This window comes from Desulfurella amilsii (assembly GCF_002119425.1).
Classification (GTDB): Bacteria; Campylobacterota_A; Desulfurellia; order Desulfurellales; family Desulfurellaceae; genus Desulfurella; species Desulfurella amilsii.
Map to the genome: position 1 here is coordinate 16,199 of NZ_MDSU01000001.1, position 24,772 is coordinate 40,970.

A 24,772-nucleotide genomic window follows, 5' to 3' on the forward strand; every position below is an offset into this window, starting at 1 on the left:
AGACTCCAAAAGGAGCTTTAAGCGAACTAAAAAAAGAAATCAAAAGCTCAAATGTTAATTTTGACATTTGAGCTTTTTTTATTTAAGGAGGGATTTTTAATGAAAATGACAGTACCTAAATTTGTTGGGATGAAATCAAAAGAAAAAATAACTATGATTACTGCCTATGACTACACGCAGGCAAAAATTGCAGACGAAGCTGGTGTTGATTCTATATTAGTTGGCGATTCACTAAGTATGGTAATGCAGGGAAACAATTCTACGCTCCCTGTGAGTTTGGAAGAGATGATATACCATGGCAAGATTGTAAAAAAAGGTATAAATAATGCTTTATTGATAGTAGATATGCCTTTTATGAGCTACCAAGCTTCACTTGAGCAAGCTTTAGTAAGTGCTGGCAGAATTCTGAAAGAAACGCTTTGCGATGCAGTCAAACTTGAAGGGGGGCAAGAATTTGCTCAAACCGTTAACAAATTGGTTACAAGCGGCATACCGGTGGTTGGCCATTTAGGTCTAACACCTCAATCAATAAATATTTTTGGTTCATATGCTGTTAGAGCAAAGACTAAGGAGCAAGCGGAAAAACTTATTCAAGATGCGCTTTCGTTAGAGCAAGCAGGTGCATTTGCAGTCGTTTTGGAAGCAATACCTTTAGGGATTGCACGTGAAATTACACAGAGACTCAAAATACCTACAATTGGTATTGGAGCAGGTTTGCACTGTGATGGGCAGGTACTTGTGTTTCATGATATGCTTGGGCTTTTTGATGATTTTAAGCCAAAGTTTGTAAAAAGATATGCCCATTTGAAGCAGGATGCAATAAGTAGTATTAAAGATTATATAAAAGAAGTAAAAAATAGTGAATTTCCCACACTGGAGTATTCTTATGAGTGAAGTAATAACTTCGATTAATCAAATGAAAGAATTTTCCAAAAAGGCCGTTTTATCCCAAAAAAGCATAGGTTTTATTCCTACTATGGGCTATCTTCATGATGGTCATTTGTCTTTAATCAAAAAAGCGCGCAATGAAAATGATATTATTATAGTAAGCATTTTTGTAAATCCTTTGCAATTTGCACCAAGCGAAGATTTCAACGCGTACCCGAGAGATTTTGAGAAAGATAGGCTTTCGTGTGACCAAAATGGTGTAGATGTAATATTTTATCCAGGTTATGAAGACATGTATCCTCAAGATTATCAAACATTCACAGAAGTTTCTTTTTTAAGCAAACCGCTTGAGGGCACATCAAGACCAACGCATTTTAAAGGTGTAACAACAATTGTTTTAAAGTTGTTTAATATCGTAAAGCCCACAAGGGCTTACTTTGGCAAGAAAGATGCTCAACAGCTCATTATTATAAAAAAGATGGTTGAAGATTTAAACCTAGATGTAGAAATTGTACCTTGTGAAATTAAAAGGGGTGTTGACGGTTTGGCCTTAAGTTCAAGGAATGTCTATTTAAACGCCAAAGAACGCGCTCAAGCAATTTGCTTAAAAAAAGCGCTTGATAAGGCTAAAGAATTGATTGACGCAAAAATACTTGATTCTAAAACTATTATTCAAAGCATGAGGGATGTAATAAACTCTAATGATTTAGCTAGTATTGACTACATCAGTATAAATTCTATAGATTGTTTGTCTGAGTTAAATGAGGTTGTTTTGGGTAAAACTTTAATATCGCTGGCTGTTTTTTTTGGGAAAACAAGGCTAATAGATAACATATGGATTTAGGAGGAATTATGCTTAGAAATATGCTTATTGGTAAAATTCATAGAGCTACAGTTACTCAGGCGGATTTGCACTATATAGGTAGTATTACAATAGATGAAGACTTAATGGAAGCTGCAAACATGAAGGAGTACGAGTATGTGCACATATGGAATATAGATAACGGTGAGAGGTTTCAAACCTACACGATAAAAGGCAAAAGGGGCTCTGGCGTGATCTGCTTAAATGGTGCAGCAGCGCGTAAAGTAGCGGTAGGTGACAAAATAATTATAGCCGCATTTGGTTTAGTGGATGATAGGCAAGCAGATGCTATTGTGCCAAAAGTAGTAATAGTTGACAAAGATAATAAAATTGTAGAAAAGTACGAAGGCGTTTAAAATAGTTACTAAATAAAAGCTTATAAATCTATAAAATTAACAATTTTGCAAGCCGCAATTAGCATATTTTAATATTTTCTTGACATAATTTTTATTTTTAATTAACATAGGCAAAACACTACAATGTGGGAGTTATGGATTTTTTTATTGCAATTTCGCCTATATTGATAGTTTTAGTTGGAATGTTTGTGTTCAATCGCTATGGAACTTTTGTATCCATTCTTGGCTGGCTATTTTGCGTAGTTATTGCCATTTATTATTTTAAAACACCATTTAGTGTGGCAATAGGAGCAACATTAATGGGCATTGTAAAAGCCTTGGGCATATCTTTGGCAGTGATTTTTACAATGTTTTTAATCTTTTTAGTGAGCGAAACAAAGGCTTTATTAAGGATTATTGATTACATTAAAGATATAACATCCAATAAAGAAGAACAAACTATATTTTTGGGTATGGGTTTTGGTAGTTTGTCTAAAGCACTTGGTATGGTTACACCTGCTATATTTCCGCTAATATTTAGGTTACTAGGGTTTAGCCATAGTAGCTGCTATTGCAATAAGTATCCTTTGTTATGATCCGCTTACTTCATTTGCCTTGTTTTCTATACCTATTACGCTGCCTGCAAAAGTTGCTATGAGCTTTGGTATAAAACCGCAAAGAAGATTTAAATATTTTATCAAGTGTGTGGTTTTTAATAATGGTAGTTTCGATATCGTCAATTTTTATTCTAAAACCTACAGTAAATCAACTTAATAATGTTGTTAAGTTGTGGTTGAAAAGGATTTGGGGGCCATTTTTAGCTTATTTGCTTTTTTTAGCGTTGCCTATATTATGGCGTGGTATGGTATGGGTGTTATAGGTGGAAAATTGTTACCAACAGCAAGTTTTGCACACAACAATATGGATATTATTATCGCACAAAGCTTTGCGCATAGTTTTGGCTCATTTTACCCATTAATAGCGCCATTCTTGGGTTTAATTGAAGCGGTTGTAGGTGGTAGTGCCACTGCATCTAATGTTTTATTTGCAAAAATTCAATGGGAGGCTACAATATCAACTGTAGGGATAAATTCATTTATGTGGATTTATGCGGCCCATGCTGTAGGAGGTGGTATAGCATCAGCTATTACGCCATCAAAAATTACAAACGCCGCAGCTACAATTGGCGTTGGTGGCAAAGAAGAAGCTCAATTTATCAAGGCAACAATTTTGCCAGTACTTTTTATGTGTTTACTAGTTGGGATTTTGTCTATGATATTCTTATATTTGTAAAATTAGGAGGTGAATTATGGCTTTGATGAACTTAAGTAGGTTTATATTAGAAGAACAAAGGCGATTCAAGGAAGCAACAGGTGATTTTACAATCATTTTGGAGCAAATTGCCTTTGCTTCAAAAATCATAGCAAGAGAGGTAAATAAAGCTGGTTTGGTAAATATTTTAGGCAGTCTAGAAACCCAAAATGTGTTTGGTGAAACCCAACAAAAACTCGATGTATTTGCCAATCAAAAAATGATTGAGGCTCTAGAGCACATAGGCAAAGTGTGTGCTATGGCTTCTGAAGAAGTTGAAACTGCCATAGAAATACCTAGTAAGTATCAAAAAGGCAAATATGTTGTGGTATTTGACCCACTTGATGGATCTTCCAATATAGATGTGAATGTCAGCATTGGTACAATTTTTGGTATTTTTAGAAAAAAAGAAGAAGAATGTTTGTTGGTGGATAATCTATTACAAAAAGGGAGAGATTTAATTGCTGCTGGCTATGTTGTGTATGGTTCTTCTACTATGTTTGTGTATTGTGCAGGCAGCACTGTCAATGGTTTTACGCTAGATCCTAGTGTGGGTGAGTTTTTGCTATCGCACCCTAATATCAAAACACCTCAAAAGGGCAATATATATAGTGTAAATGAAGCAAATTCAAACAAGTGGGACAAAAAGGTACGAGAATACATTGAAACTTTAAAAAGTGAAGGATATACATCACGCTATATTGGCTCACTTGTGTCAGATTTTCATAGAAATCTACTAAAAGGTGGTGTATTTTTATATCCAGCAGACGAAAAGAACAAAAAAGGAAAACTAAGGCTATTATACGAAGCCTTCCCTCTTTCTTACATAGTTGAACATGCTGGCGGTGCATCTTGCGATGGCACAATTGATATATTAGATAAAGTTCCGCAAACACTTCATGATAGGACTCCGCTTATTATAGGTTCAAAACATGAAGTGGATTTATTTAAGAAGGTTATGGTTTCGTAGAGTTAACGTATTGCTCAAATAATTGCAAGTCTTCTTTTGTATCTATACCAATAAAGTGCCCAGAAGAGGTAAGTACGCCAATTTTTATCGAATGATCCAGGGCTCTTAGTTGTTCCAATTTTTCGGCTAACTCTAAAGCAGTAGGTTTTTGATTGTGTAAAAAAAGAAGGGTATCTTTGTCGTAAACATAAATACCAATGTGTTTTAAATAATTATCGTAGAAGTTAGCGTTATATGGTATTTTAGAGCGTGAAAAATACAATGCAAAGTTGTTTTTATCAATAACAACTTTTACATCGTTTACATTATCTGCGCACTCGTTGCATTTTACAGCCAATGTCGCCATTTGTAGTTTTTTTTCTGTAAAAAAGTTTATCAACTCATCTATCATGTTTGCATCTATTAAAGGCTCATCACCTTGCACATTGACAATAATATCGTAATCTTTATCTGCTATAAAGTGAGCAATTCTATCTGTACCGCTTGAGAAGGTTCCTTCTACAAGGTAGGCATTGCCTCCTATGTTTTCTATAGTTTCTTTTATTTCCAAAGAATCGGTTAAAACTGCGTTAAAATTAGCTAGTTTAGAATTCTTAACGCCCAAATACGTCCACTCAATAATAGTTTTGTCTTTAACTTTGGCAAGGAGTTTTTTTGGAAAACGCGTTGAACCCAGTCTTGCTGGTATTAAAACCGCTATATTCATAAATATTCCTTTATTTCTTCAAATTTAACACTTGATGTACCGCGTTTTCCAACAACAATAGATGCGGCAATGCTTGAGAGCTTTACTGCTTTTATAGGTTCAAAACCTAAAGCAAAGCACATTGTTGAAACAGCAATGACTGTGTCCCCAGCGCCTGTTACATCATAGACTTCTTTAGCCAAAGCTTTTTCATGACAAACAAGTCCTTTTTCTGAAAAAAGTGTCATACCATTTTCACCTTGTGTCACAAGCAAATACTTGCATTTTGTATTTTTAATTATCTCATACGCAGCTTTTTTTAAGTCATTATCGTTTTGTATTTCTACTTTGCTCATATCTTGTGTTTCTTTTAGGTTTGGGGTTATTAAATCCACGTTTTTATACATTTTTGTATGATTTACTTTTGGGTCTACGCTTATGAATTTATCAAATTTATTCCTTAAGTCTTCTATCAGTTTAGCAGAAATTACGCCTTTGCCATAATCAGATATAATAATTGCGTCGATGTGTTCTTTTTCAAGTGTTTTTAAAATTTCGCTTTTTGCTTTGGAATCTATAGGCTGTTTTAGTTCTCTATCAACCCTAACAATTTGTTGAGAGTGTGCTACAATACGGGTTTTTTTCGTTGTAATACGATTTAGCTCGATAAGTTTTGTATTAATGTTTTCATTTTCGCAGAGTTTTTTAAAAGTGTTTGCCGATTCGTCCTTGCCAATACAACCAATTAAGTATACATTGACACCTAGATCTCTTAAGTTTTTTGCAACATTCGCAGCGCCGCCTAAATAAAATTTTTCATCTTTTACATTTAAAACTGGTACAGGCGCTTCAGGCGATATTCTATCAACATTCCCAAATATATAGTGATCAAGCATTACATCACCAATAACAGCTATTTTTAAGCGGTTTATTTTTTCGATCATTTTATCCCCTTTGCATGCGCAAAAATTCCATTTGTTTTTTTAAACAAAATCTTATTAAAAAGTCTTTGTCTTTTTGGTTAATATCTTCAAATTTTAATCCATAATGAAAGGTTGATTTATCAATCTCTGATCTGCGCACTATTGTGGCATCTAAATTAAACGTTTGGTTTTCTAATGTAAACTCAATAATAATATGCTTGTTGAGCTCAAGATACTCATTAAGTGATATTTTAGCACCAGATGCGCTTAGGCTTAGAATGCTTGTTTGTCTTGTTTGTCTTGTTTGTAGTTGTTGGTTATGATCGTAAAAGTAACATTTTGCATTAATCAAAACATCCACTCTAAAGTTTTCTCTAAATTCATATTTGTAAAATTCCGTTGGCTTGCTTATTTTATAGAGTGTTTTATCGTCTTTTATTACCTGCAAAACCTTTGTTTCAAATCCTACCCTTATATTTTTTTTTGATATACAGCTTATTGTTACAGAATCACCTGCCCTTAAAAAAGCTGCTCTGCCTAAAGAATCTGTGGGAAGCAGTATGTAAAAATGATTGTCATCTTCATCATACACATATGAGTAGTAAACACCTCTATAGTCTCCGCTTGGTATTTCTAAGCTAATATTTTGACCTACATCAATAATTTCTTTTATGTTTTTTGCAAATACTTTTTCTTTTTCCATAAATTACGATAGAATCTCATAAAGTTTGGCTTTAATTAAATCAATGAATTTGTTGTCGTAAATTTTTTTGAAGTTAGATGACAAAACATAGAATGTATCCACTGCCACTTCCCCTTTTGTATCTATAATAATCGAACCAATAAAAATTTCCAAGTCTTTAAATACTTTTGTAATATCATACAAAAGTCCCAACTTATCTGGTGCATGGATTCTAACAACGCTGAAAATATCGCTTTGATTATTATCCACTTCCACTTCAATGCGCTTTATAGACATTTCAATCTTTGTTTTTTCTAATCTATTTAAGAACTTATTTGAATTTTTTTGCGCGCATTCATCTAAAAAAGATTCATTTTGTTCGGATTTTTCAAACAACTCCATAATGTAATTTTCGTCTAAATTTTTATTGCTTGTTGTGAAAACAACAATTGTATTATTTTTGTCTAAAGCGTAAGTTTTACCCAAAATAATGCTTGCATTTGCACAGAGCATAACGCCTGCAATTTTATTTATAAACCCTATTTTTTCTTTGGCAAAAACAAACAATCTGCCATATTCGTCTTTTTGCTCGATTAAAAAATTTATCTCCTTTTGAGATTGAGAGAATTTTTTTAAAAGCCTAAGTATTGTTTGCTTGTCCATATCAAATATTAAATTATCTGGTATGCTATTTAAAAATTTCAACATGCTGTTCTCTTGAATTTGCTTTACAATATCTTTTTTCTTCTTTTTTGCATCTATCAAAAGCAATTCATTTTGATCTTTTTTCTCAAGAGACATTATTAGTTTTAAGTACAATGTTTCTAAAAGCTGCTCTTTCCACTTGCTCCATACATTATCATTTACCGCATTCATATCAGCATAAGTTAGCAATACAAGCAAATTTAGCACCCTTTTATCTTTTATTATATTTAGCACATTTAGTACTGTTTTAGAATCATCGATGTCTTGATATGAAATAACCCTATTTATAAGCAAATGGTTTTTTATTAAAAAATAAAGGTCTTGTTTTAATTGTTCTCCTAAGCCAAACCTATCTGATATCTCCAGAGACATTTCAGCACCCAATATCTCGTGTTTTTGTTTTTTTAACTTGCCAATGTCGTGCAAAAGCACTGCAAATCTGATAAGAAATAAATCTCTTTCATTGAGTGATAAAAAAATATGCTGCAGCCTCATAATGAAAGCACTATCGGTTCTTTTGTTAAAAAGCTCATCTAAAAAATACAAGGCTTGTAATGAGTGTTCATCCACGGTGTACTTATGGTACATACTATACTCGCTCAAGCAGTATATTTTTCCGAATTCTGGTATCAATTTATTTAACAGGTTTGATTTATGCATTTGATAGATCTGTTTATAAATGGGTTTTGGAAAAGAAAATATCATCCTAAATAATTTGAATGTCAAGCTATCATTTTTTTGGCTTGTTATATTTGCAGTATTGATAGCGTGTATGGTTTCAAATGACAACGGAATACAGTAGTGAATACTGTAATAAAACAAAACTAAAATATTGTTGAGGTCTACCTCTCCAAAAAACTCTATAAAGTTGTTTACCGCTTTTGTTTTGCTATCTATTTCAAAAATTATAGGATTTTTGTTTTCGTTTACGTAGGCGCTAGTCTTATTAATAAGTTTTTCACATATGTCTTGCATTTTTCGAGCATAGTAATAATATTTTCGCATTAATCTTTCTTGAGCGCTAAAATATGAAGATGGGTAAAAAAGCATATCATTTGCAATGGCTTCCCTTAAATTTATATACAGTATGTCGTTTTTGCTGTTGGATACAAAATGCATAGCGTTTCTTAATCGCCATAAAAAGTAGAGTGCTGAGGTAAGTGTTTCGTAATCAAAATCAGTCATTAAGTTTTGTTTTTTCATATCCAAAGCATTTTTTGTGCCAAATATAGCTTTATAAATCCATATTACGCTGTGGTAATCTCTAAGTCCACCCACACCTTCTTTAATATTAGGCTCTAAGACAAACACAGTATTACCATACTTTGTATGTCGTTTTTGGTAAGATTCAATTTTTGTTTTTACATAAGAGGTTTTATCTATCTCAATTATTTTTTTTAACACACACCCATAATGACAAAAAAGCTTTTGACTGCCACATACGTATTTACTATCCATTAATGATGTTTTGATCGTATCGTCTTTTTTTGAAAACTCATAACAATCCTTCAGTGTTCTAACCGTAACAGATGTGTCGTAGCCTAATTTATACAGTAAGTCAGATAGGTTTTTTGATAACTCTTCTATTGAATTATCAAGTTTGGTATATAATATCATTAGATCTATGTCAGAGTAGGGGTTTAGTTGATTCCTGCCATAACCGCCAAGCCCAATTATGCAATTTTGCTGGTTGTGTGAGAAATTCTTATAAAATTCTTGAATGAGTTCATCAACCCACCTAGAGTGTATTTTTAATACGCTCCTTCCACTTTTTGTTTTTTTATTTATCGCTCTGAGATGTTCGAATAAGATTTTTTTTTGATGTAATTTTTCAGTTATGAATTCTGAAAAATTCATATATTTGACCTAATAAAGTGTTGGGCTTCTTCAAGTGTATTAACTACAATATCCGCTTCGCTAAATTCTTCATCATAAATTGACTCTCCGCGTTTAATCAAGATAAATGTCATGCCTACTTTTTTTGAGCCTATATCCCTTTTTATACTATCGCCTATATAGATACTTTCGTTTGCTTTTGCATTGTGTTTGTCAAGCGCTATTTTAAAAATCCGCTCATCTGGTTTTCTGAACCCTAACACGCTTGAGTGTGTAATACTTGAAAAATAGCTATCTAAAGATAGGATGCTGATTTCTTTGGATAAAAAAAGCGTTTGGGCGTCTGATATTAAACCTAAGCTAAAATCTTTTTTTAGACTTGAGAGAACTTTATGTACGTCATCAAAAACTTTAAACTCTAATAAGCTTAAACTTCTGTATATTTTCATTATAGTATCCAAAATATAATCACATGTATTGTACCCAAAGCTTAAAATTGTCTCAAAAAAAGCTTTTTTTATGTCTACATCTGGATATTTTTCTAATGAAACGGCCAATTGATGTTTTATGTTTTCTTCAAATCTTGATTGGAAAAATTCTTTCTCGATTCTTATGCCTTCATAATTAAGATAATTTACTAGATGATAAAATATTTCTGGCCTATAATCATCAGTTTTTATGTCAATTAGCGTGCCATATAGATCAAAAAAAATATTTTTGTATTTCATTTTAACAACCACATTGCTTTTTCAACAAGCAGGTGCCTATAATTGGTGTCTAAATACCAATTGCGCGCTATCCTAAACAAACCCAATGCAATAAAAATTTTTAAATTATTTTCAATATCGTTTAGATTTTTTCCAGATAAAAGACTGTAGTTGTATAAAAAGTACGAAATATACTCAGAAGCATCTGCATCTTGCAGTCCGAATAACATAAAATGGTGTTTTAGCTCTGCTGCAACAAACCCTAAATCAAGTAAATACGAAGCAATTTTTGATTTTTCGGTATCAATGGCGTAGATAGAGCCATTTGAAAAAATAAAATTTGTTGTTGTTGCATCTCCGTGGATGTTTGTGGCGTTTGTTCTAACTTTTGAAAATTCATTTTTGCAAATATTTTTAATATTGATTAATTTATATTTATCAATTAAATGGTCTTTGTATAATGTATGGAGGATTTTGGAGCAATAGTTTTTTTCCGCCAACATCTTATAGTTTTCTTCTATGGAGATTCTATGTATGCAGCTAAGTAGTGTGGCGAGTAAGTCAAGTTTTTTGAAAAGTCTAATTTTTCCATTGTTAAATATTGCATCTTTTATGTAGTAATCCAGAGTTTTTCCATTTACGTAAGGTTCCACTAATGCGCAATCAACATCCGGTAAATAACAGTATGGGTTTATAACTTTAGTTTTTTTGCTTGAGCAAGTTTGAAAAAATTTTAATCTATTAAATTCCCACATAAGTCTTTTTTCCGCAATTTTTCTGTTTATCGTGCCAGATTGCCCAAAAAATTTTACAACAAAAGACGTGCCGTCAAAATTTGCTGTATATTTATAAACATTTGTTTTTGTGTTTGAGAACGATTGAACCAAGTAGAAATCAACAGGCACAAAATTATGCAGTTTTAATTCTTTTATTTTGTTTAAATAAAAAAACAGCGGATCGTTGCTTTTTAAAATCCCAAGGTATTTTTCACTCATTCAAGCTCTTCTAAAATCTCGTTTGGTATATCAAAATTTGCATAAACGTTAGATACATCATCGTCATCTTCTAAAGTATCCATGAGTTTTATCATAGTCTTTGCCTGTTCTTTATCTAGTCTTACAGTTGTTTGAGGCATGAGTGTTAATTCTGCAGTCTCAATATTAGAAACATTATTTTCTAATTGTGATTTTATATTCATTAAATCTTTAGGTTCTGTGATTATTTCATAAACATTATCTTCGCTATTGTATTTTACATCTTTAGCGCCAAACTCAAGTGCTATTTCAAGCATTTCTTCTTCGTTTTTGTCTGACTTTAGCGAAATAAAGCCTACATTATCAAACATCCATGACACACACCCAACCTCACCAAGACTGCCACCGTGTTTACTCAAAATGTGACGTACATTTGAAGTTGTGCGCTGTCTGTTGTCTGTTGTAGCCTTTATTATCATTGCAACACCAAACGGACCATAGCCTTCATAGAGCACTTCTTCGTAAGAAACGCCAGATAACTCTCCAGCACCTTTTAAAATAGCTTTTTCAATGTTTTGCTTAGGCATGTTTGCTTCTTTTGCACGATCTATTGCTAACCTTAATCTTGGGTTGGATTCTGGGTCTTTACCGCCAAGCCTTGCTGCTATTGTAAGTTCTTTGATAATTTTTGTGAAGACAGCCCCGCGTTTGCTATCTTCTTTTGCTTTTTTGTGCTTAATTGTGCTCCATTTATTATGACCTGACATAAAAACTCCTTTCTAAAGATTGATTACAATTTTGCCAATGTTAATTCCATTTGCTTTTGATATTTACCGCCCTTATCTGCGTAGCTTGTAGCACAAACCTTATCAGCCTTAAAGAATATTACCTGTGCTATGCCTTCATTGGCATAAATCTTGGCAGGCAGTGGCGTTGTATTTGAGATTTCTATTGTAACGTATCCTTCCCACTCTGGCTCAAACGGCGTTACATTAACGATTATACCGCACCTTGCATAAGTAGATTTACCCACGCATATAGTTAGGATATCCCTTGGGATTCTAAAATACTCTACGCTTTTAGCTAAACAAAAGCTGTTAGGCGGTATAATACACACATCACCTTTAAAGTCCACATAAGCGTTTGCATCAAAGTTTTTTGGGTCTACAATTGCAGTGTTTACATTTGTAAAAATTTTAAACTCATCTGATATACGCATATCGTAGCCGTAGCTTGAAGTGCCAAAAGATATAACCCTATTGCCGTTAACTTCTTTAACCTGTTTTGCTTTAAATGGTTCAATCATACCTTTTGAAGCCCTTTTAATAATTTCAGAATCGCTTAAAACTGACATAACTTACGGCCCCTCTTTTTTAATAATTTTTCCAACAAAATGAAGCAATAGCCATTTTTTTTCTTTTTTAAATTCCTCTTCATCTTCAAATTTTAGTTTGTTCATGTCAGTTTTATCTAGTGCTATACCATTTTTTTGCAAAGCTTTTTCTAAAATTAGGATATACTCGGCTATTTCTTCAAGTTCTTCAACTATTGTCCACTTTGGTGCTTTATCTAATATCATGTTGATAGCATCAATTACATCTTCTTCTGTTGGTTCTTTTACAGGCTCTAAGCCTTCATCAAAAACATCCATCAAACCTCCAAGTATTTTTTTGTTAAATTTACAATCTCATAATCCAATTTCATTATATGTAAGCCCTCGATATATGGCAATAAATTACTAATATCGTTTAAAAGTTTTTCGTGTAAATCAAAAGCTATCAGCCTTGAATCTTCTTTTGATGCGTTCTCAAATTTGGATAGTATTGATTTAGGTATATTAACGCCTTTTACATTGTTATTAAGGTACATGGCGCTTTTGTAGCTTAAAATGGGCATAATCCCAATGATTTTATAAATGCTCATTTGACTTGTTGCCTCTAGAAATCTCTCTAAGTCGTCCTGTGAAAAGACAGGCTGTGTAATAACAAACTTTACACCTAAATCAGTTTTTCTTTTAAGTCTTGCTTTTATTGAAAAGATAGTGTTTAGCTTTGGTATGTCGCTTGCGCAGCCAATAAAAAAATTTATATTGAATTGCTCGTTTAGGCTTTGTATTAATTCAATTAGCTCAAATACATTGATCTTGTACACGCTGTTTGAGTCTTTTGTGGGGTCACCTGTTATGGCAAGGATATTTTTTAAACCTAAAGCGCTTGCTGCAAGTAAATCAGACTTTAGTGCTATTTTGTTTTTATCCCTACACGTTAGGTTGAAAATAGGTTCGCTAATATGCTTAATAAAATTTGATGATACTATAGAGTTCATTCTGGGTTTTGCCATAGGAGAGTCTGTTACATTGATAGCATCTATTATACCTCTAAATTGTTCAAGCTCTAAAATGAATTTTGATATGTCAGTATTTTTGGGTGGATTAAATTCTATAGTTAATAACTTTTTTTTGCCAATAAGCGATGCAAAGCTCATAACTTAAAGATATTACAATTTTAGATACAATTTTTCAAGTTTTATTGTCTTGTAAAAAAAAGGCGTGAAAAGTTTATGAGGGGGAACACTTTTCACGCCTTAAAAGAGGGGGAAAACCAAGCTAGAATTAGTATATAGCTCTCAAAAAAAAAGTCAAGATAAATCTAAGCTTTTTTGCTAGCTTTTTTATTTGAAAAAATGAATAGTATTTGTTATATTCAAAAAAGCGCGTTATTTTTTTGGAGGTCAAATGTTTGAAGTAAAAATTGAAAAAGTTCAGCCATCTAAAAGGAAGATGTTTATAAAAGTTCCAATAGAAAAAGTTCAAAAAGCAAAAGAGAATTTGATAAATCACCTTAAAAGGACCGTTAATATCAAGGGTTTCAGAAAAGGCAAGGTGCCTAAAGAAATTATTCTTAAAAACTACAGCAAGGATATTGATGAGGATGTTAAGAGAGATTTATTAGAGGAAGGGTATCGTTTTTGTATTTCGGAAAACAATCTTTCTGTTGTTTCAGAGCCAGTTTTTTTGAATGTTAAAGATTTTAGTGATGATGATTTTTACTTTGAAGTGGAAGTTGAGGTGAAGCCAGAAATTGAGATAAAAGAATACAAAGGTGTAAAGGTTACGCAAAAACCTTATGAAGTTACACAAGAAGATATTGATAAATCGCTTAATCAACTAAAAAATGCCTTTAGCTCGCTAGATGATTCAAAAGAGCCTGCAGGCCAAAATGATGTAGTGGTATTTGATATTAAAGCAAAAGATGCCCAAACAGGCGAAGAAATTGGAGATTTGACTGGTGCAAATTTATACTCTCAACTTGATTCAAACCAACTGATCCCTGAAATTGAAAACGAGATTGTCGGTATGAAAGAGAACGAAGGAAAAACAATTACAATTACGTTTCCCAAGGAACACTCCCTAAAACCTATTGCAGGCAAACAAGTGGAATTAACTATAAACCTAAAAAGCGTAAAAAAGGTAATCGAGCCAGAGCTAAATGATGAATTAGCACAAAAAATAAACAAAGATTTTAAGACTTTAAATGATTTAATAGAAGACATTAAGAAAAGGTTACTTGAAAATAAAAGATTACAGGAAATAGAAAGACAAAAAGAAGAATTATTGGATAACTTACTCAATTTTCATGAGTTTGAACTTCCAGAAACTATAGTAAGCAAAGAAACGAGCAACTTAATAATGGATTTTGTCAAGGATGCATACTACAAGGGGGTTGACTTAAAGCAGGACGAATATAAACCTGCAAAATTGAGAGAGCGCTTTGAACCAGAAGCAATTAAGCGTGTAAAAGCGACATTTTTACTATTAGAAATTGCAGAGAAAGAAAATATCGATGTAAGCGGCGAAGAGATAAGAAATGCAATAGAAAATGAAGCAAAGTTAAGTGGGAAAAATTTCGAGCAGCTCTATAAAGAGTATGAAGAAAAAGGTATGTTGCAACTAATTAAGGTTGATTTGTTAAGTGATAAGGTGCTGGACTTTTTGCTTGAAAACGCTAGCATCGAAAAAATCGAAGAAGAGGAAAATATATGAGTCTAGTTCCGATAGTTATTGAAAAAACGCCTCATGGCGAAAGAGCCTATGACATATACTCAAGACTCTTAAAAGATAGGATTATAATGCTTGGCGGCGAGATAGATGATTACCTTGCAAATATAATAGTTAGCCAATTGTTGTTTTTAGAGTCGGAAGACCCAGATAAAGACATATATTTGTATATTAATTCACCTGGTGGCATTATTACCAGTGGTCTTGCCATATACGATACGATGCAGTATATTAAGCCAGAGGTGTCCACAATTTGCATTGGCAGCTGTGCTTCTATGGCAGCAATCCTTTTAGCAGCAGGCGTGAAGGGAAAGAGGTTTGCTTTGCCTCATAGTCGTATAATGATACACCAGCCTTTAGGTGGTGTGCAGGGTCAAGCAAGCGAGATTGAAATTCACGCTAAAGAAATATTGAGACTCAAGAAGGAATTAAATAGTATTTTAAGTAAACACACCAATAAGCAATTGCGTACTATTGAAAAAGATACAGAAAGGGATTATTTTATGAGCGCGCAAGAAGCACTCGAGTATGGTATTATAGATAAAGTGCTTCAAAAAAGAGAAATAGGAGAAAAATAATTATGGCAAAAGCCAAAGAGCCACTTAGATGTTCGTTTTGTGGTAGATCCCAGGATGAGGTAAAAAAATTAATAGCAGGCCCAGGTGTTTATATTTGCGATGAATGCATTGCACTGTGTAACAACATTCTGGCCGAAGACATAAGAAAAGAAAGCGAGGATACTCAAGAGTATAAGCTTACTCCAGAAGAAATTAAGAAGAAACTAGACGAATACATAATTTCTCAGGAAAAAGCAAAGAAAACTTTATCTGTTGCAGTTTATAATCACTATAAACGCATTAATTCAAATCAAAATTTACTTAGCTCAGAGGTTGAATTAGAAAAAAGTAATATTTTACTTATAGGCCCGACGGGTACAGGTAAAACTTTATTTGCAAAAACATTTGCAAAAATTTTAGATTTGCCATTTGCCATTGCTGATGCTACGAGCCTTACAGAAGCTGGATATGTTGGTGAAGATGTAGAAAATATACTAGTTAGGCTTTTACAATCTGCCGATTATAACGTAGCACTTGCTCAGAAAGGAATTGTGTATATTGATGAAATTGATAAAATTTCAAGAAAAAGTGAAAATCCCTCTATCACGCGCGATGTTTCAGGTGAGGGTGTTCAACAAGCCCTACTTAAGCTTATTGAAGGAAGTGTAGTAAACGTACCGCCATACGGAGGGAGGAAACATCCTCAACAAGAATTTATTCAAGTAGATACTACCAATATATTGTTTATTTGTGGTGGTGCATTTGAGGGTTTGGCAGACATTGTTGCACGCAGACTCAATCAAAAAAGTATTGGGTTTAACAGCCCCATTAAGTCAAAAGAAGAGTTAAATATATCAGAATTATTGCAAAAAGTTACGCCACAAGATTTAGTGCATTATGGTCTTATACCCGAGCTTGTGGGGAGACTCCATGTTACAGCTACATTGGAAGATTTAAAAGAAAACGAGTTAATTAAAATACTTACAGAACCCAAAAATGCGCTTGTAAAACAATACCAAAAATTATTTGAACTTGAACATGTAAAACTAACAATACAAGATGAAGCTTTAGGATCCATTTCAAAAAAGGCATTGGAGCGCAAGGTAGGCGCAAGAGGTTTGCGCAGTATTATGGAAGAAGTAATGAATGATATAATGTATAAAATACCGTCTATCAAGCATGAGATCAAAGAGTGTATAATTACAAAAGAAACTGTTGAAGAGGCGAAAGAGCCTATTTTGATTAGAAAATCTAAGCTTGCAACTCAAGGAAAATAAAAAATGGAACAGTTTTATTCGACAACAATTATTGCTGTAAAAAAAGATCATATGGTAGCGCTAGCTGGTGATGGGCAGGTTACGCTAGGCAATACCGTAATGAAGGCTACTGCAAAAAAAATTAGGAGGCTCTATAATAATAGCATACTAGTAGGATTTGCCGGTGCGAGCGCCGATGCTTTTACACTCTTTGAACACCTCGAAGAAAAACTTAACAAATACAGTGGAAACCTTACAAGATCAGCAGTTGAGCTTACAAAAGACTGGCGTACAGACAAAATATTGCGCCGACTGGAAGCAATGCTTATTGCTTGCGATTTAGATAGTATGTATTTGATATCAGGCAATGGTGATGTACTATCGCCAGATGAAAGTGTATGCGCTATTGGATCTGGCGGGTCTTATGCTTTGGCTGCTGCAAAAGCATTGCTTGGCCACACCGATCTACAGGCAGATCAGATTGCTCTTGAATCATTAAAAATAGCTTCTTCGATATGCATTTATACAAACGAAAATATTATAGTCGATAAATTGGAGAAAACATGAAAAACAATTTAAATGAATTAACGCCAAAAAAAATAGTTGAGTTTTTGGATAAATATATTGTGGGTCAAACCCAAGCCAAAAAAGCCATTGCTATAGCACTAAGATCAAGGTATAGAAGAAGCAAGCTGCCCGATGATATTAAAGAAGACGTAATACCTAAAAACATACTAATGATTGGCCCAACAGGCGTAGGAAAAACTGAAATTGCCAAACGCGTGGCAAAAATTGTCAATGCTCCATTTGTTAAATTAGAAGCTACAAAGTTTACTGAAATTGGCTATGTGGGAAGGGATGTTGAGTCAATTGTTAGAGATTTAGCAAGTGTAGGCTATGAGACAGCAAAGACCCAAGAGTTGGAAAAAGTTTACGCTCAAGCCGAAAAGATTGCTATGTCGAGGATATTGGATATTTTAGTGCCGCCTGTTAAAAAAAAGATTTCTATTTACGAAGAAAATCGCGAGGAAGAAGAAGGAATCAAAAAAACACGTGAAAAATTTCGTGAAAAATTAGAAAAAGGCGAATTTGACGATAAAATTATTGAAATTACAATCGAAGAAAAAGATCTATCTATGCAGATACCATTTATTGAAGTTTCACAACCGATGATGGAAGATTTTGATTCAAACCTAAAAAATTTACTTTCAAATATGATCCCATCAAAAAAAAAGACAAAAAAAGTAGCAATTAAAGAAGCCAAAGAAATCCTCAAAGAAGAAGAAGCGTATAATCTAATAGATAAAGAAAAAGTGAAAGAAATAGCACGAGATATTGTAAGCAATATGGGCATAGTATTTATTGACGAAATTGATAAGATTGCTGGTAAAACTGCAGGAGGTGGGCCAGATATTTCAAGAGAAGGTGTACAAAGGGATTTGCTTCCAATCATTGAAGGTAATGCTATAAATACAAAAATTGGTGTGATTAAAACCGACCATATTTTATTTATAGCAGCAGGGGCTTTCCATCAAACAAAACCCAGCGATTTGATACCAGAGCTTCAGGGAAGATTTCCAATCCGTGTTGAGCTGCAGGCTTTAACTAAAGATGATTTTTATAAAATCCTAACTCAACCAAAAAATGCTCTAATAAAACAATACATTGAATTGTTAAAAACAGAAGGTGTTAATTTAACTTTTACAGATGAGGCAATAAAAAAGGTTTCAGAGTTAGCTGAATACTTTAATGAAAAGAATGAAAACATTGGCGCAAGAAGATTGCATACGCTTATTGAAAAAGTATTGGAAGATATTTTATTTGAAGCTCCAGATGTTCAAAGTAACGATGTTATCATAGATGATAAGTACGTATTGCAAAAAGTTGCTGACGTAGTTGAGAACTTAGATCTAAGTAAGTATATTTTGTAATTTTTTTATAAGAAAAATTAATTAATCGTTTGTTTGGAGGTTTTGCCCCATGTCTAACTCTAAGAAAAAGCTTATTCTTATTGCCAGCGTAGTAGTAATTACCATTGCTTTGATAATCTACTGGATATACACAAGAAACCAGGTTTCTACAAATGATGCCCATGTAGATTCACATATTTACTATGTATCGCCAAAGGTTGGAGGTCTTATAAAGTCTGTATATGTTGACAACTTCTTTCATGTAAAGAAGGATGAGCTCCTTGTAAAAATTGATCCGATTGATTATGAAAATCAGCTAAAGAGCCTAACTCACCAGTACAATGCAACACTTGATACCATAGCAAGCCTAAAGCAAGAAGCGCTATCAGTGCAAAAAAGCTCAACAGGCCAGATAGGCTCGTTAGAAGAAAACATCAATGCCGCGCAAGCTCAGCTTGAATCATACAAGGTAAATCTTCACAAAGCTCAACTTGACTTAAAGCGCTACCAAAACCTCTACAACCAAAGGGTAGTATCTGCAAATGAATTTGAAATAGAAAACCAAAAATACCATGGAGCTTTATCTGCATTTGAAGCCCAGCAAAGAACAATACAATCCCTTCAATCACAAATTGCTTCCGTATCAAGCTACACCCACCAAGTAGCTAAGATTAACGAGCAGATAAAATCCTATGAAAACCAGCTAAAAAGCTTAAAGAACCAGATAAACATAGCCCAAAATAACCTAAAACACACAAATATAATAGCTCCAGTTGACGGTATTATAACACAAAAAAACATAGAACCAGGCCAATACGTCCAGCCAGGTCAAACCATGCTTATGGTAGTGCCATTAAGGGTTGCCTGGGTTAATGCAAACTTCAAAGAAAACCAGATCCACAGAATTAAAATAGGTGACAAAGCTACAGTAACCATAGATGCTTACCCGGGTGTAAAATTCAAAGGCTATGTAAAAGACATAGATGCAGGCACAGGCGATAGGTTTTCTTTGCTTCCACCGCAGAATGCTTCTGGCAACTACATAAAGATAGTCCAAAGGGTCCCTATAAGAATACAGCTCTACCCCTACGATTACAAAAAATATCCCCTAAGGGTTGGCCTAAACTCTGAAGTAACAGTGCATGTTAAGTAAGAGACCAATATGCAGCAGAAAGTAAACCCGTATATAATTGCACTAACTGTGATGCTAGCCACATTTATGGAAGTGCTTGACACATCTGTTGCGAATGTGGCTTTGCCTCATATCGCGGGTTCTCTTTCTGTTACCGTTACAGACTCTACTTGGGTTTTGACTTCATATTTGGCAGCAAATGCTATAATCTTGCCCATTACTGGGTGGTTGTCGCAAAAAATTGGCAGGAAGCGCTATTTTATTGGAAGTATTGTCCTGTTTACGCTTTCTTCTGCTTTGTGTGGCTTATCTTTTGATTTTTATTTTTTGCTCGTCGCAAGAGCATTACAGGGTTTTGCTGGTGGTGGACTCCAGCCTGTGTCTCAGGCTATATTGATGGAGAGTTTTCCAGAAAAAAAGCGCGGTATGGCTATGAGTATATTCTCGATTGGCGTGATTTTTGCGCCAATTCTAGGTCCTGTTATTGGAGGCTGGCTTACAGATCAGTATTCTTGGCGATGGGTATTTTATATTAATTTGCCTGTTGGGATTTTAGCTACAATCCTAACAATGATACTTGTAGAAGACCCGCCATATGCTAAGGCAAATTCTAAGTTAAAAATTGATTATTTAGCACTGAGTTTTATATTTATTGGCATAGCCTCACTTCAAATTATGCTTGACCAAGGCCAAAATAAAGACTGGCTGAACTCAAATTTAATAGTTGTATTGGCATTGTCTGCATTCTTTTTTATATCTATGTTTATTATAAAAAATGCTTTTTCTAATGAACCCATAATAAAATTTAGTTTGTTTAAGGATTTAAATTATTCTATTGGCGTTTTTCTTATGTTTATGACTGGATTTGTGCTGTATTCTTCTTTAGCTCTTTTGCCTATACTTCTGCAAACACTAATGGGCTATGATGCACTAAAAGCAGGCTTAGTCATTGCCCCAGGAGGTATTGCAAGTTTAATAATTGCGCCTATAATAGGTAAGGTATCTAATAAAATTAATGTGAAGGTGCTTGCAGGTTTAGGTATTTTACTTGTTGCTTATTCACTAGATTTAATGTCAGAATTTAACCTGACGGCCTCATTTGATGTATTTGCATGGGCGCGTATTGTGATGGGTTTTGGTTTGCCTTTAATGTTTATTCCGATAAATTTGGTTGCCTATAAGTTTTTAAAAAAAGAGGATATGGGTGATGCAAGCGGTGTAATTAATTTTGCTCGCAATATTGGTGGTTCTATTGGAATATCTTTTGCTGCAACAATGCTTCAGCGCAGAGAAATATTTCAGAGGGATGCTTTAGTGCACAATTTTACTCAATCCAGCATAATTTTTCAAAATTTTTTAGATAATACAAGGCAATACTTAGTAACGCGAGGTTTTTCTTTTTCCGACAGCTATCATGCTGCAATCGATATAATGAATAATTTGCTTTCAGCGCAAAGCTCTATTATTGGCTATCAAGATGTATTTCAGATAATTATTTATTTTACACTTCCATTGTTTATTTTAATATTATTTATAAGAACAAAACAAACTAAAAATAAGAGGGTGCAGTCATGAAAATTGTTTTAGTAGAAGACGATGAAAAAATCAGTAGCTTTATTGCAAAGGGTTTTAAAGAATTAGGTTACATTATCCAGGTATTTGATAATGGTGAAGATGCTTATTACTTTCTTATGAACGAAAATTATGATATTGCAATTATTGACATTATGTTGCCAAAACTAAATGGTTTTGAGCTAATTCAAAAGCTTAGAGAAAGATCAAACAAGATACCTATTATCGTACTTAGCGCAAAAAATGCTACAGACGATAAGGTAAAAGGTTTAGAACTTGGGGCTGATGATTATTTAACAAAACCATTTGCATTTAGTGAACTTTTGTCACGCATCAATGCAATTTACAGAAGAGTTAATAATATTAAAGAAACTGTTTTGCAGTATGCAGATTTAAGCCTGGATATACTCACAAGAGAAGTTACAAAAGCTGATAAAAAAATAGAGTTACAAAAGAAAGAATACTCATTGCTTGAGTATTTAATGCGTAATGCAGGTCGTATTGTTACAAAAACTATGATTTTAGAAAGTATATGGGGGTATGATTTTGATCCACAGACAAATGTCGTTGATGTGCTTATTCACAGATTGAGAAAAAAAATCGATGATCCATTTGAAAAAAAGCTTATACATACGGTACATGGCGTAGGCTATGTTCTTAAAGAAAAGTAATTTCTTTTCTAAGATTTCTATCAAAATATTGTTATGGTATAGTGCTATATTTATATCGAATGCTATTTTTTTGTTTCTTTTGGCTTATTTTATAGTTTCTGCAACCCTAAGGGATAAAGAGTCAACATCAATAAGTCTTGAAATGGAAAAAATTCTCTTAGATGCTCAAAAATACGGTATGTCAAATGTTAACAAACACATTAGTCACAAAGAAAAAGAAGATTTTTTCATTGAAATATTGGTAAAAAACAAACCCGTTTATGTTAATGACAATTTCAAAAAATTACGGCCAGAAAGCAAAATCATAGAAAAAGCCAAATTAAAAAATACTTTTTTTACTATCAAATCAAACGAGAGGACGTTTAAATTTCAACCCTATAAAACTAAAAATTTAATGATTATTGTAGGAAAAGATGTTGCAGGCACAGAAGAATTGCTTGAAAAATTTAGAGAAATTTTTTTTGGGATGATTTTATTTACAATGCTTTTGGGTATAATTGGTGGTCTAATTGCTCTAAGAAAGATACTATTGCCTATAAAAAGCATAACGCAAACGGCTCAATATATCATAAATACAGGTAAATTAAATGAGCGTATAAAAGTAGAAAATACACAAGATGAATTTTATGAGTTGAGTATTATTATAAATAAAATGCTTGATAAGATAGAAGTGCTTGTAAAATCCCTAAAAGAAACGATTGACAATGTAGCTCATGACTTAAGAACGCCTTTGACAAGAATTAAAATTACAAGTGAGCTTGCTTTAAGTGATCAGTCTAAATTAAACCCTAAAGAGGCACTTTTAAGCTGTCTGGATGAGTCCGATAAAATTTTAACTTTATTAAATGCCATTGTTGATATATCTCAGATTGAAACAGGTTCGTTGAGATTAAATATTGAAAAAATTCAATTAAAAAAACTGATAGATGATGTTATTGATTTGTACGATTATGTTATAGAAGAACATGGTATTAATTTAAATGTTAAATGTGATGAGAATATTTTTGTATATGGTGATTTTAATAGATTGCGACAAGCTTTATCAAATTTGATGGATAATGCTGTAAAGTACAATAAACCAAATGGTAAGATTTCGATTAAAGCTTTTTTAATTAACAGCAAGGTATCTCTTTTTATACAAGATACAGGCATTGGCATAAGCAATACAGATTTACCCTACATTTTCGAAAGGCTTTATAGGGCAGACAAAAGCAGATCCAAACAAGGCCTAGGCCTTGGATTATCTTTAGTTAAAGCAATACTTAAAGCGCATGAAGCAAAAGTAAAAGTAAGAAGTATCTTGAATTGTGGCACCATTTTTTGTATAATCTTCCAGCATTAAAATAGTGTAATATTTGTGAAATGAATTTGCAAATAAAATTCCTTAGTGTGGTACCGCTATGTTTAAGTATGCTTTTTTTGTAATGTTGGCTTTGGTATTTTTTATATCTGATTGTGCTGAATATAAGCCGCTTAAAATTAATAATGCGCAGATTAATAAAAAAACAAGCCAGATCGATAAAAAAGCGCTAGAAAGTATGCCAAATGGTAAAATTATACTATCAAAGCTTGAAAATGATGAGCCATTAAATGAAAACGATATAGCGAGCTTAGCGTTAATCCTAAACCATACATTAAAAATTGAAAGGGACAATTTACAAATTGCAAAAGCACAAATTAAGAATTCACAAACAATACCAAATCCCAGCGTATCAGCTGATACGGGTTTTCCTATAGCTGGCAATATTCTAAATACATACAACAGTTATTCGATTGGACTTTCTTATCCCATTGATTGGATTTTTTCGCATAGCGCAAAGGTAAAAAGTGCTGTACTTGAGTATGAAGCAAAAAAATTAAATTACGATTTTAATGCTTACCAGATAATGCAGGATGCAAAAATCACAGCTGCAAATGTATATTATTTAGAACAAATATTGAAACAATTATCAGATAAACTAAATTTATATAAGAAAATTTACGACACAGTAAAAAATGCCTACAGCAAACAGCTGGTTTTATTAAGCGATTTGCAGCTTGCAAAAAATGAGTATGAAACGTCAAAATTGACGTATCTGGATACTAAAAATTTATTAGATAAGCAAAACGATAAGTTAAAAGAAGTACTGGGTCTTCCTTTAAATGTAACTCTAAAAGTCAATTTTAAACCTCGCTACACTTCAAAATTACCACCTTTGAAAGAACTATACAAAAATATAGAAAATCGTTTAGATATAGTGGCTTATAGGCTGGCATATCAGGCTCAAGAAGAAAGAACTCGTCTTGCATTTATTCAGCAATTTCCAAGGGTTTCTATAAATTTTCCATTTAATCGCGACACTTCAAATGTTCAAACATTAGGTGTTGGTATTTCTATAGATTTTCCTATCTTTAATACAAATAAGGCACAAATAGACATACAAAAAGCCACTCGAAAAAAAATGTACGACGAATATATATCTCGTATTATTACGGCCAAATTTGATATAAAAAGGCTAAAATCTGATATAGAAAATATACAAAACCAATTGAGATTTTTAAATGCAGATTACGAAAATAACACAGATCTATTGCGCTACTATAATCAAGCATACAGGGACAATTATATTAACATAATAGAGTTTTATAAAAATTCCAATGACGTGATTGATAAAAAAATAAACATTTTAAACTTAGAAAAATCTTTGTACAGTATGCAAATAGCTTTAGAGATTGCTTCTGCAAAAAAGATTAATTGAG

At 33.1% G+C, this 24,772-nt stretch carries 27 protein-coding genes; 16 read left to right on the forward strand and 11 right to left on the reverse strand.

Annotated elements, in window-relative coordinates:
• Positions 1-99 precede the first annotated feature (99 nt).
• The 4 genes from panB to DESAMIL20_RS10535 all read left to right on the forward strand — a co-directional run bounded on the left by panB (position 100) and on the right by DESAMIL20_RS10535 (position 2,681).
• On the forward strand, positions 100-894 hold the full coding sequence (panB, locus tag DESAMIL20_RS00100; RefSeq protein WP_086032847.1) for a 3-methyl-2-oxobutanoate hydroxymethyltransferase: 795 nt from the start codon (positions 100-102) through the stop codon (positions 892-894).
• On the forward strand, positions 887-1,732 hold the full coding sequence (gene panC / locus DESAMIL20_RS00105; protein ID WP_086032848.1) for a pantoate--beta-alanine ligase: 846 nt from the start codon (positions 887-889) through the stop codon (positions 1,730-1,732). The genes panB and panC overlap by 8 nt, the downstream gene beginning before the upstream one ends.
• A gap of 8 nt (positions 1,733-1,740) precedes the next feature.
• Positions 1,741-2,106: an aspartate 1-decarboxylase gene (gene panD, locus DESAMIL20_RS00110; protein WP_086032849.1), complete on the forward strand. Its 366-nt coding sequence runs from the start codon at positions 1,741-1,743 to the stop codon at positions 2,104-2,106.
• Positions 2,107-2,240: 134 nt separating this feature from the next.
• Positions 2,241-2,681 carry an L-lactate permease gene (locus DESAMIL20_RS10535; protein WP_204218534.1) on the forward strand — a complete coding sequence of 147 codons (441 nt, stop codon included), beginning with the start codon at positions 2,241-2,243 and terminating at the stop codon, positions 2,679-2,681.
• Here the strand turns inward: DESAMIL20_RS10535 and DESAMIL20_RS10540 are convergent.
• On the reverse strand, positions 2,676-2,825 hold the full coding sequence (locus DESAMIL20_RS10540; RefSeq protein WP_204218535.1) for a hypothetical protein: 150 nt from the start codon (positions 2,823-2,825) through the stop codon (positions 2,676-2,678). The two genes, DESAMIL20_RS10535 and DESAMIL20_RS10540, sit on opposite strands and share 6 nt — an antisense overlap.
• A 112-nt stretch (positions 2,826-2,937) precedes the next feature.
• Between DESAMIL20_RS10540 and DESAMIL20_RS10545 the strand changes: the two genes are divergently transcribed.
• The gene (locus DESAMIL20_RS10545; RefSeq protein WP_239393337.1) at positions 2,938-3,378 is read left to right on the forward strand and encodes an L-lactate permease; all 441 of its coding nucleotides are present in this window, start codon (positions 2,938-2,940) and stop codon (positions 3,376-3,378) included.
• 16 nt (positions 3,379-3,394) lie between these two features.
• Positions 3,395-4,366 carry a class 1 fructose-bisphosphatase gene (gene fbp / locus DESAMIL20_RS00120; protein WP_086032850.1) on the forward strand — a complete coding sequence of 324 codons (972 nt, stop codon included), beginning with the start codon at positions 3,395-3,397 and terminating at the stop codon, positions 4,364-4,366.
• Here the strand turns inward: fbp and kdsB are convergent.
• The 10 genes from kdsB to DESAMIL20_RS00170 are packed head-to-tail and all read right to left on the reverse strand — an operon-like array spanning position 4,353 to position 13,362.
• Positions 4,353-5,072, reverse strand: coding sequence for a 3-deoxy-manno-octulosonate cytidylyltransferase (gene kdsB, locus DESAMIL20_RS00125; protein WP_086032851.1), 720 nt, complete (start codon positions 5,070-5,072; stop codon positions 4,353-4,355). The two genes, fbp and kdsB, sit on opposite strands and share 14 nt — an antisense overlap.
• Entirely contained in the window at positions 5,069-5,995 is a 927-nt protein-coding gene (rfaE1, locus tag DESAMIL20_RS00130; protein WP_086032852.1) for a D-glycero-beta-D-manno-heptose-7-phosphate kinase, read from the reverse strand. Before rfaE1 ends, kdsB begins: the two co-directional genes overlap by 4 nt.
• A 1-nt stretch (position 5,996) precedes the next feature.
• Positions 5,997-6,677, reverse strand: a complete 681-nt coding sequence (locus tag DESAMIL20_RS00135) for a flagellar brake protein (RefSeq protein WP_086032853.1) — start codon at positions 6,675-6,677, stop codon at positions 5,997-5,999.
• 3 nt (positions 6,678-6,680) lie between these two features.
• On the reverse strand, positions 6,681-9,218 hold the full coding sequence (locus DESAMIL20_RS00140; RefSeq protein ID WP_086032854.1) for a [protein-PII] uridylyltransferase family protein: 2,538 nt from the start codon (positions 9,216-9,218) through the stop codon (positions 6,681-6,683).
• The gene (locus DESAMIL20_RS00145) at positions 9,215-9,925 is read right to left on the reverse strand and encodes an HAD family hydrolase (protein WP_086032855.1); all 711 of its coding nucleotides are present in this window, start codon (positions 9,923-9,925) and stop codon (positions 9,215-9,217) included. Before DESAMIL20_RS00145 ends, DESAMIL20_RS00140 begins: the two co-directional genes overlap by 4 nt.
• Positions 9,922-10,899, reverse strand: a complete 978-nt coding sequence (locus DESAMIL20_RS00150) for a BUD32 family EKC/KEOPS complex subunit (RefSeq protein ID WP_086032856.1) — start codon at positions 10,897-10,899, stop codon at positions 9,922-9,924. The genes DESAMIL20_RS00145 and DESAMIL20_RS00150 overlap by 4 nt, the downstream gene beginning before the upstream one ends.
• Complete coding sequence (locus DESAMIL20_RS00155; protein ID WP_086032857.1) at positions 10,896-11,645, reverse strand: YebC/PmpR family DNA-binding transcriptional regulator; 750 nt, start codon at positions 11,643-11,645, stop codon at positions 10,896-10,898. Before DESAMIL20_RS00155 ends, DESAMIL20_RS00150 begins: the two co-directional genes overlap by 4 nt.
• Before the next feature lie 23 nt (positions 11,646-11,668).
• Entirely contained in the window at positions 11,669-12,232 is a 564-nt protein-coding gene (gene dcd / locus DESAMIL20_RS00160) for a dCTP deaminase (RefSeq protein WP_086032858.1), read from the reverse strand.
• Between the two features lie 3 nt (positions 12,233-12,235).
• Positions 12,236-12,529: a hypothetical protein gene (locus DESAMIL20_RS00165; protein WP_086032859.1), complete on the reverse strand. Its 294-nt coding sequence runs from the start codon at positions 12,527-12,529 to the stop codon at positions 12,236-12,238.
• Complete coding sequence (locus DESAMIL20_RS00170; protein ID WP_086032860.1) at positions 12,529-13,362, reverse strand: methylenetetrahydrofolate reductase; 834 nt, start codon at positions 13,360-13,362, stop codon at positions 12,529-12,531. Before DESAMIL20_RS00170 ends, DESAMIL20_RS00165 begins: the two co-directional genes overlap by 1 nt.
• A gap of 250 nt (positions 13,363-13,612) precedes the next feature.
• Between DESAMIL20_RS00170 and tig the strand changes: the two genes are divergently transcribed.
• From tig to DESAMIL20_RS00220, 10 genes are read left to right on the forward strand one after another with little or no spacing between them, the layout of a single operon-like run.
• A complete protein-coding gene (gene tig / locus DESAMIL20_RS00175; protein ID WP_086032861.1) occupies positions 13,613-14,920 on the forward strand; it encodes a trigger factor in 1,308 nt (435 codons plus the stop codon).
• Entirely contained in the window at positions 14,917-15,513 is a 597-nt protein-coding gene (clpP, locus tag DESAMIL20_RS00180) for an ATP-dependent Clp endopeptidase proteolytic subunit ClpP (RefSeq protein WP_086032862.1), read from the forward strand. The genes tig and clpP overlap by 4 nt, the downstream gene beginning before the upstream one ends.
• Positions 15,514-15,515: 2 nt before the next feature.
• Complete coding sequence (gene clpX, locus DESAMIL20_RS00185) at positions 15,516-16,769, forward strand: ATP-dependent Clp protease ATP-binding subunit ClpX (RefSeq protein ID WP_086032863.1); 1,254 nt, start codon at positions 15,516-15,518, stop codon at positions 16,767-16,769.
• Between the two features lie 3 nt (positions 16,770-16,772).
• Positions 16,773-17,315, forward strand: a complete 543-nt coding sequence (gene hslV, locus DESAMIL20_RS00190; protein WP_086032864.1) for an ATP-dependent protease subunit HslV — start codon at positions 16,773-16,775, stop codon at positions 17,313-17,315.
• Positions 17,312-18,679 carry an ATP-dependent protease ATPase subunit HslU gene (hslU, locus tag DESAMIL20_RS00195; protein ID WP_086032865.1) on the forward strand — a complete coding sequence of 456 codons (1,368 nt, stop codon included), beginning with the start codon at positions 17,312-17,314 and terminating at the stop codon, positions 18,677-18,679. The genes hslV and hslU overlap by 4 nt, the downstream gene beginning before the upstream one ends.
• Positions 18,680-18,728: 49 nt before the next feature.
• Positions 18,729-19,811 carry an HlyD family secretion protein gene (locus DESAMIL20_RS00200; RefSeq protein ID WP_086032866.1) on the forward strand — a complete coding sequence of 361 codons (1,083 nt, stop codon included), beginning with the start codon at positions 18,729-18,731 and terminating at the stop codon, positions 19,809-19,811.
• Positions 19,812-19,820: 9 nt separating this feature from the next.
• Positions 19,821-21,365 (forward strand): DHA2 family efflux MFS transporter permease subunit, encoded by a 1,545-nt coding sequence (locus DESAMIL20_RS00205; protein WP_086032867.1) that lies wholly within the window; start codon positions 19,821-19,823, stop codon positions 21,363-21,365.
• The gene (locus DESAMIL20_RS00210) at positions 21,362-22,033 is read left to right on the forward strand and encodes a response regulator (protein WP_086032868.1); all 672 of its coding nucleotides are present in this window, start codon (positions 21,362-21,364) and stop codon (positions 22,031-22,033) included. Before DESAMIL20_RS00205 ends, DESAMIL20_RS00210 begins: the two co-directional genes overlap by 4 nt.
• A complete protein-coding gene (locus DESAMIL20_RS00215) occupies positions 22,014-23,375 on the forward strand; it encodes a sensor histidine kinase (protein WP_086032869.1) in 1,362 nt (453 codons plus the stop codon). The genes DESAMIL20_RS00210 and DESAMIL20_RS00215 overlap by 20 nt, the downstream gene beginning before the upstream one ends.
• Positions 23,376-23,433: 58 nt before the next feature.
• Positions 23,434-24,771 carry a TolC family protein gene (locus tag DESAMIL20_RS00220; protein ID WP_086032870.1) on the forward strand — a complete coding sequence of 446 codons (1,338 nt, stop codon included), beginning with the start codon at positions 23,434-23,436 and terminating at the stop codon, positions 24,769-24,771.
• Position 24,772: the final 1 nt, after the last annotated feature.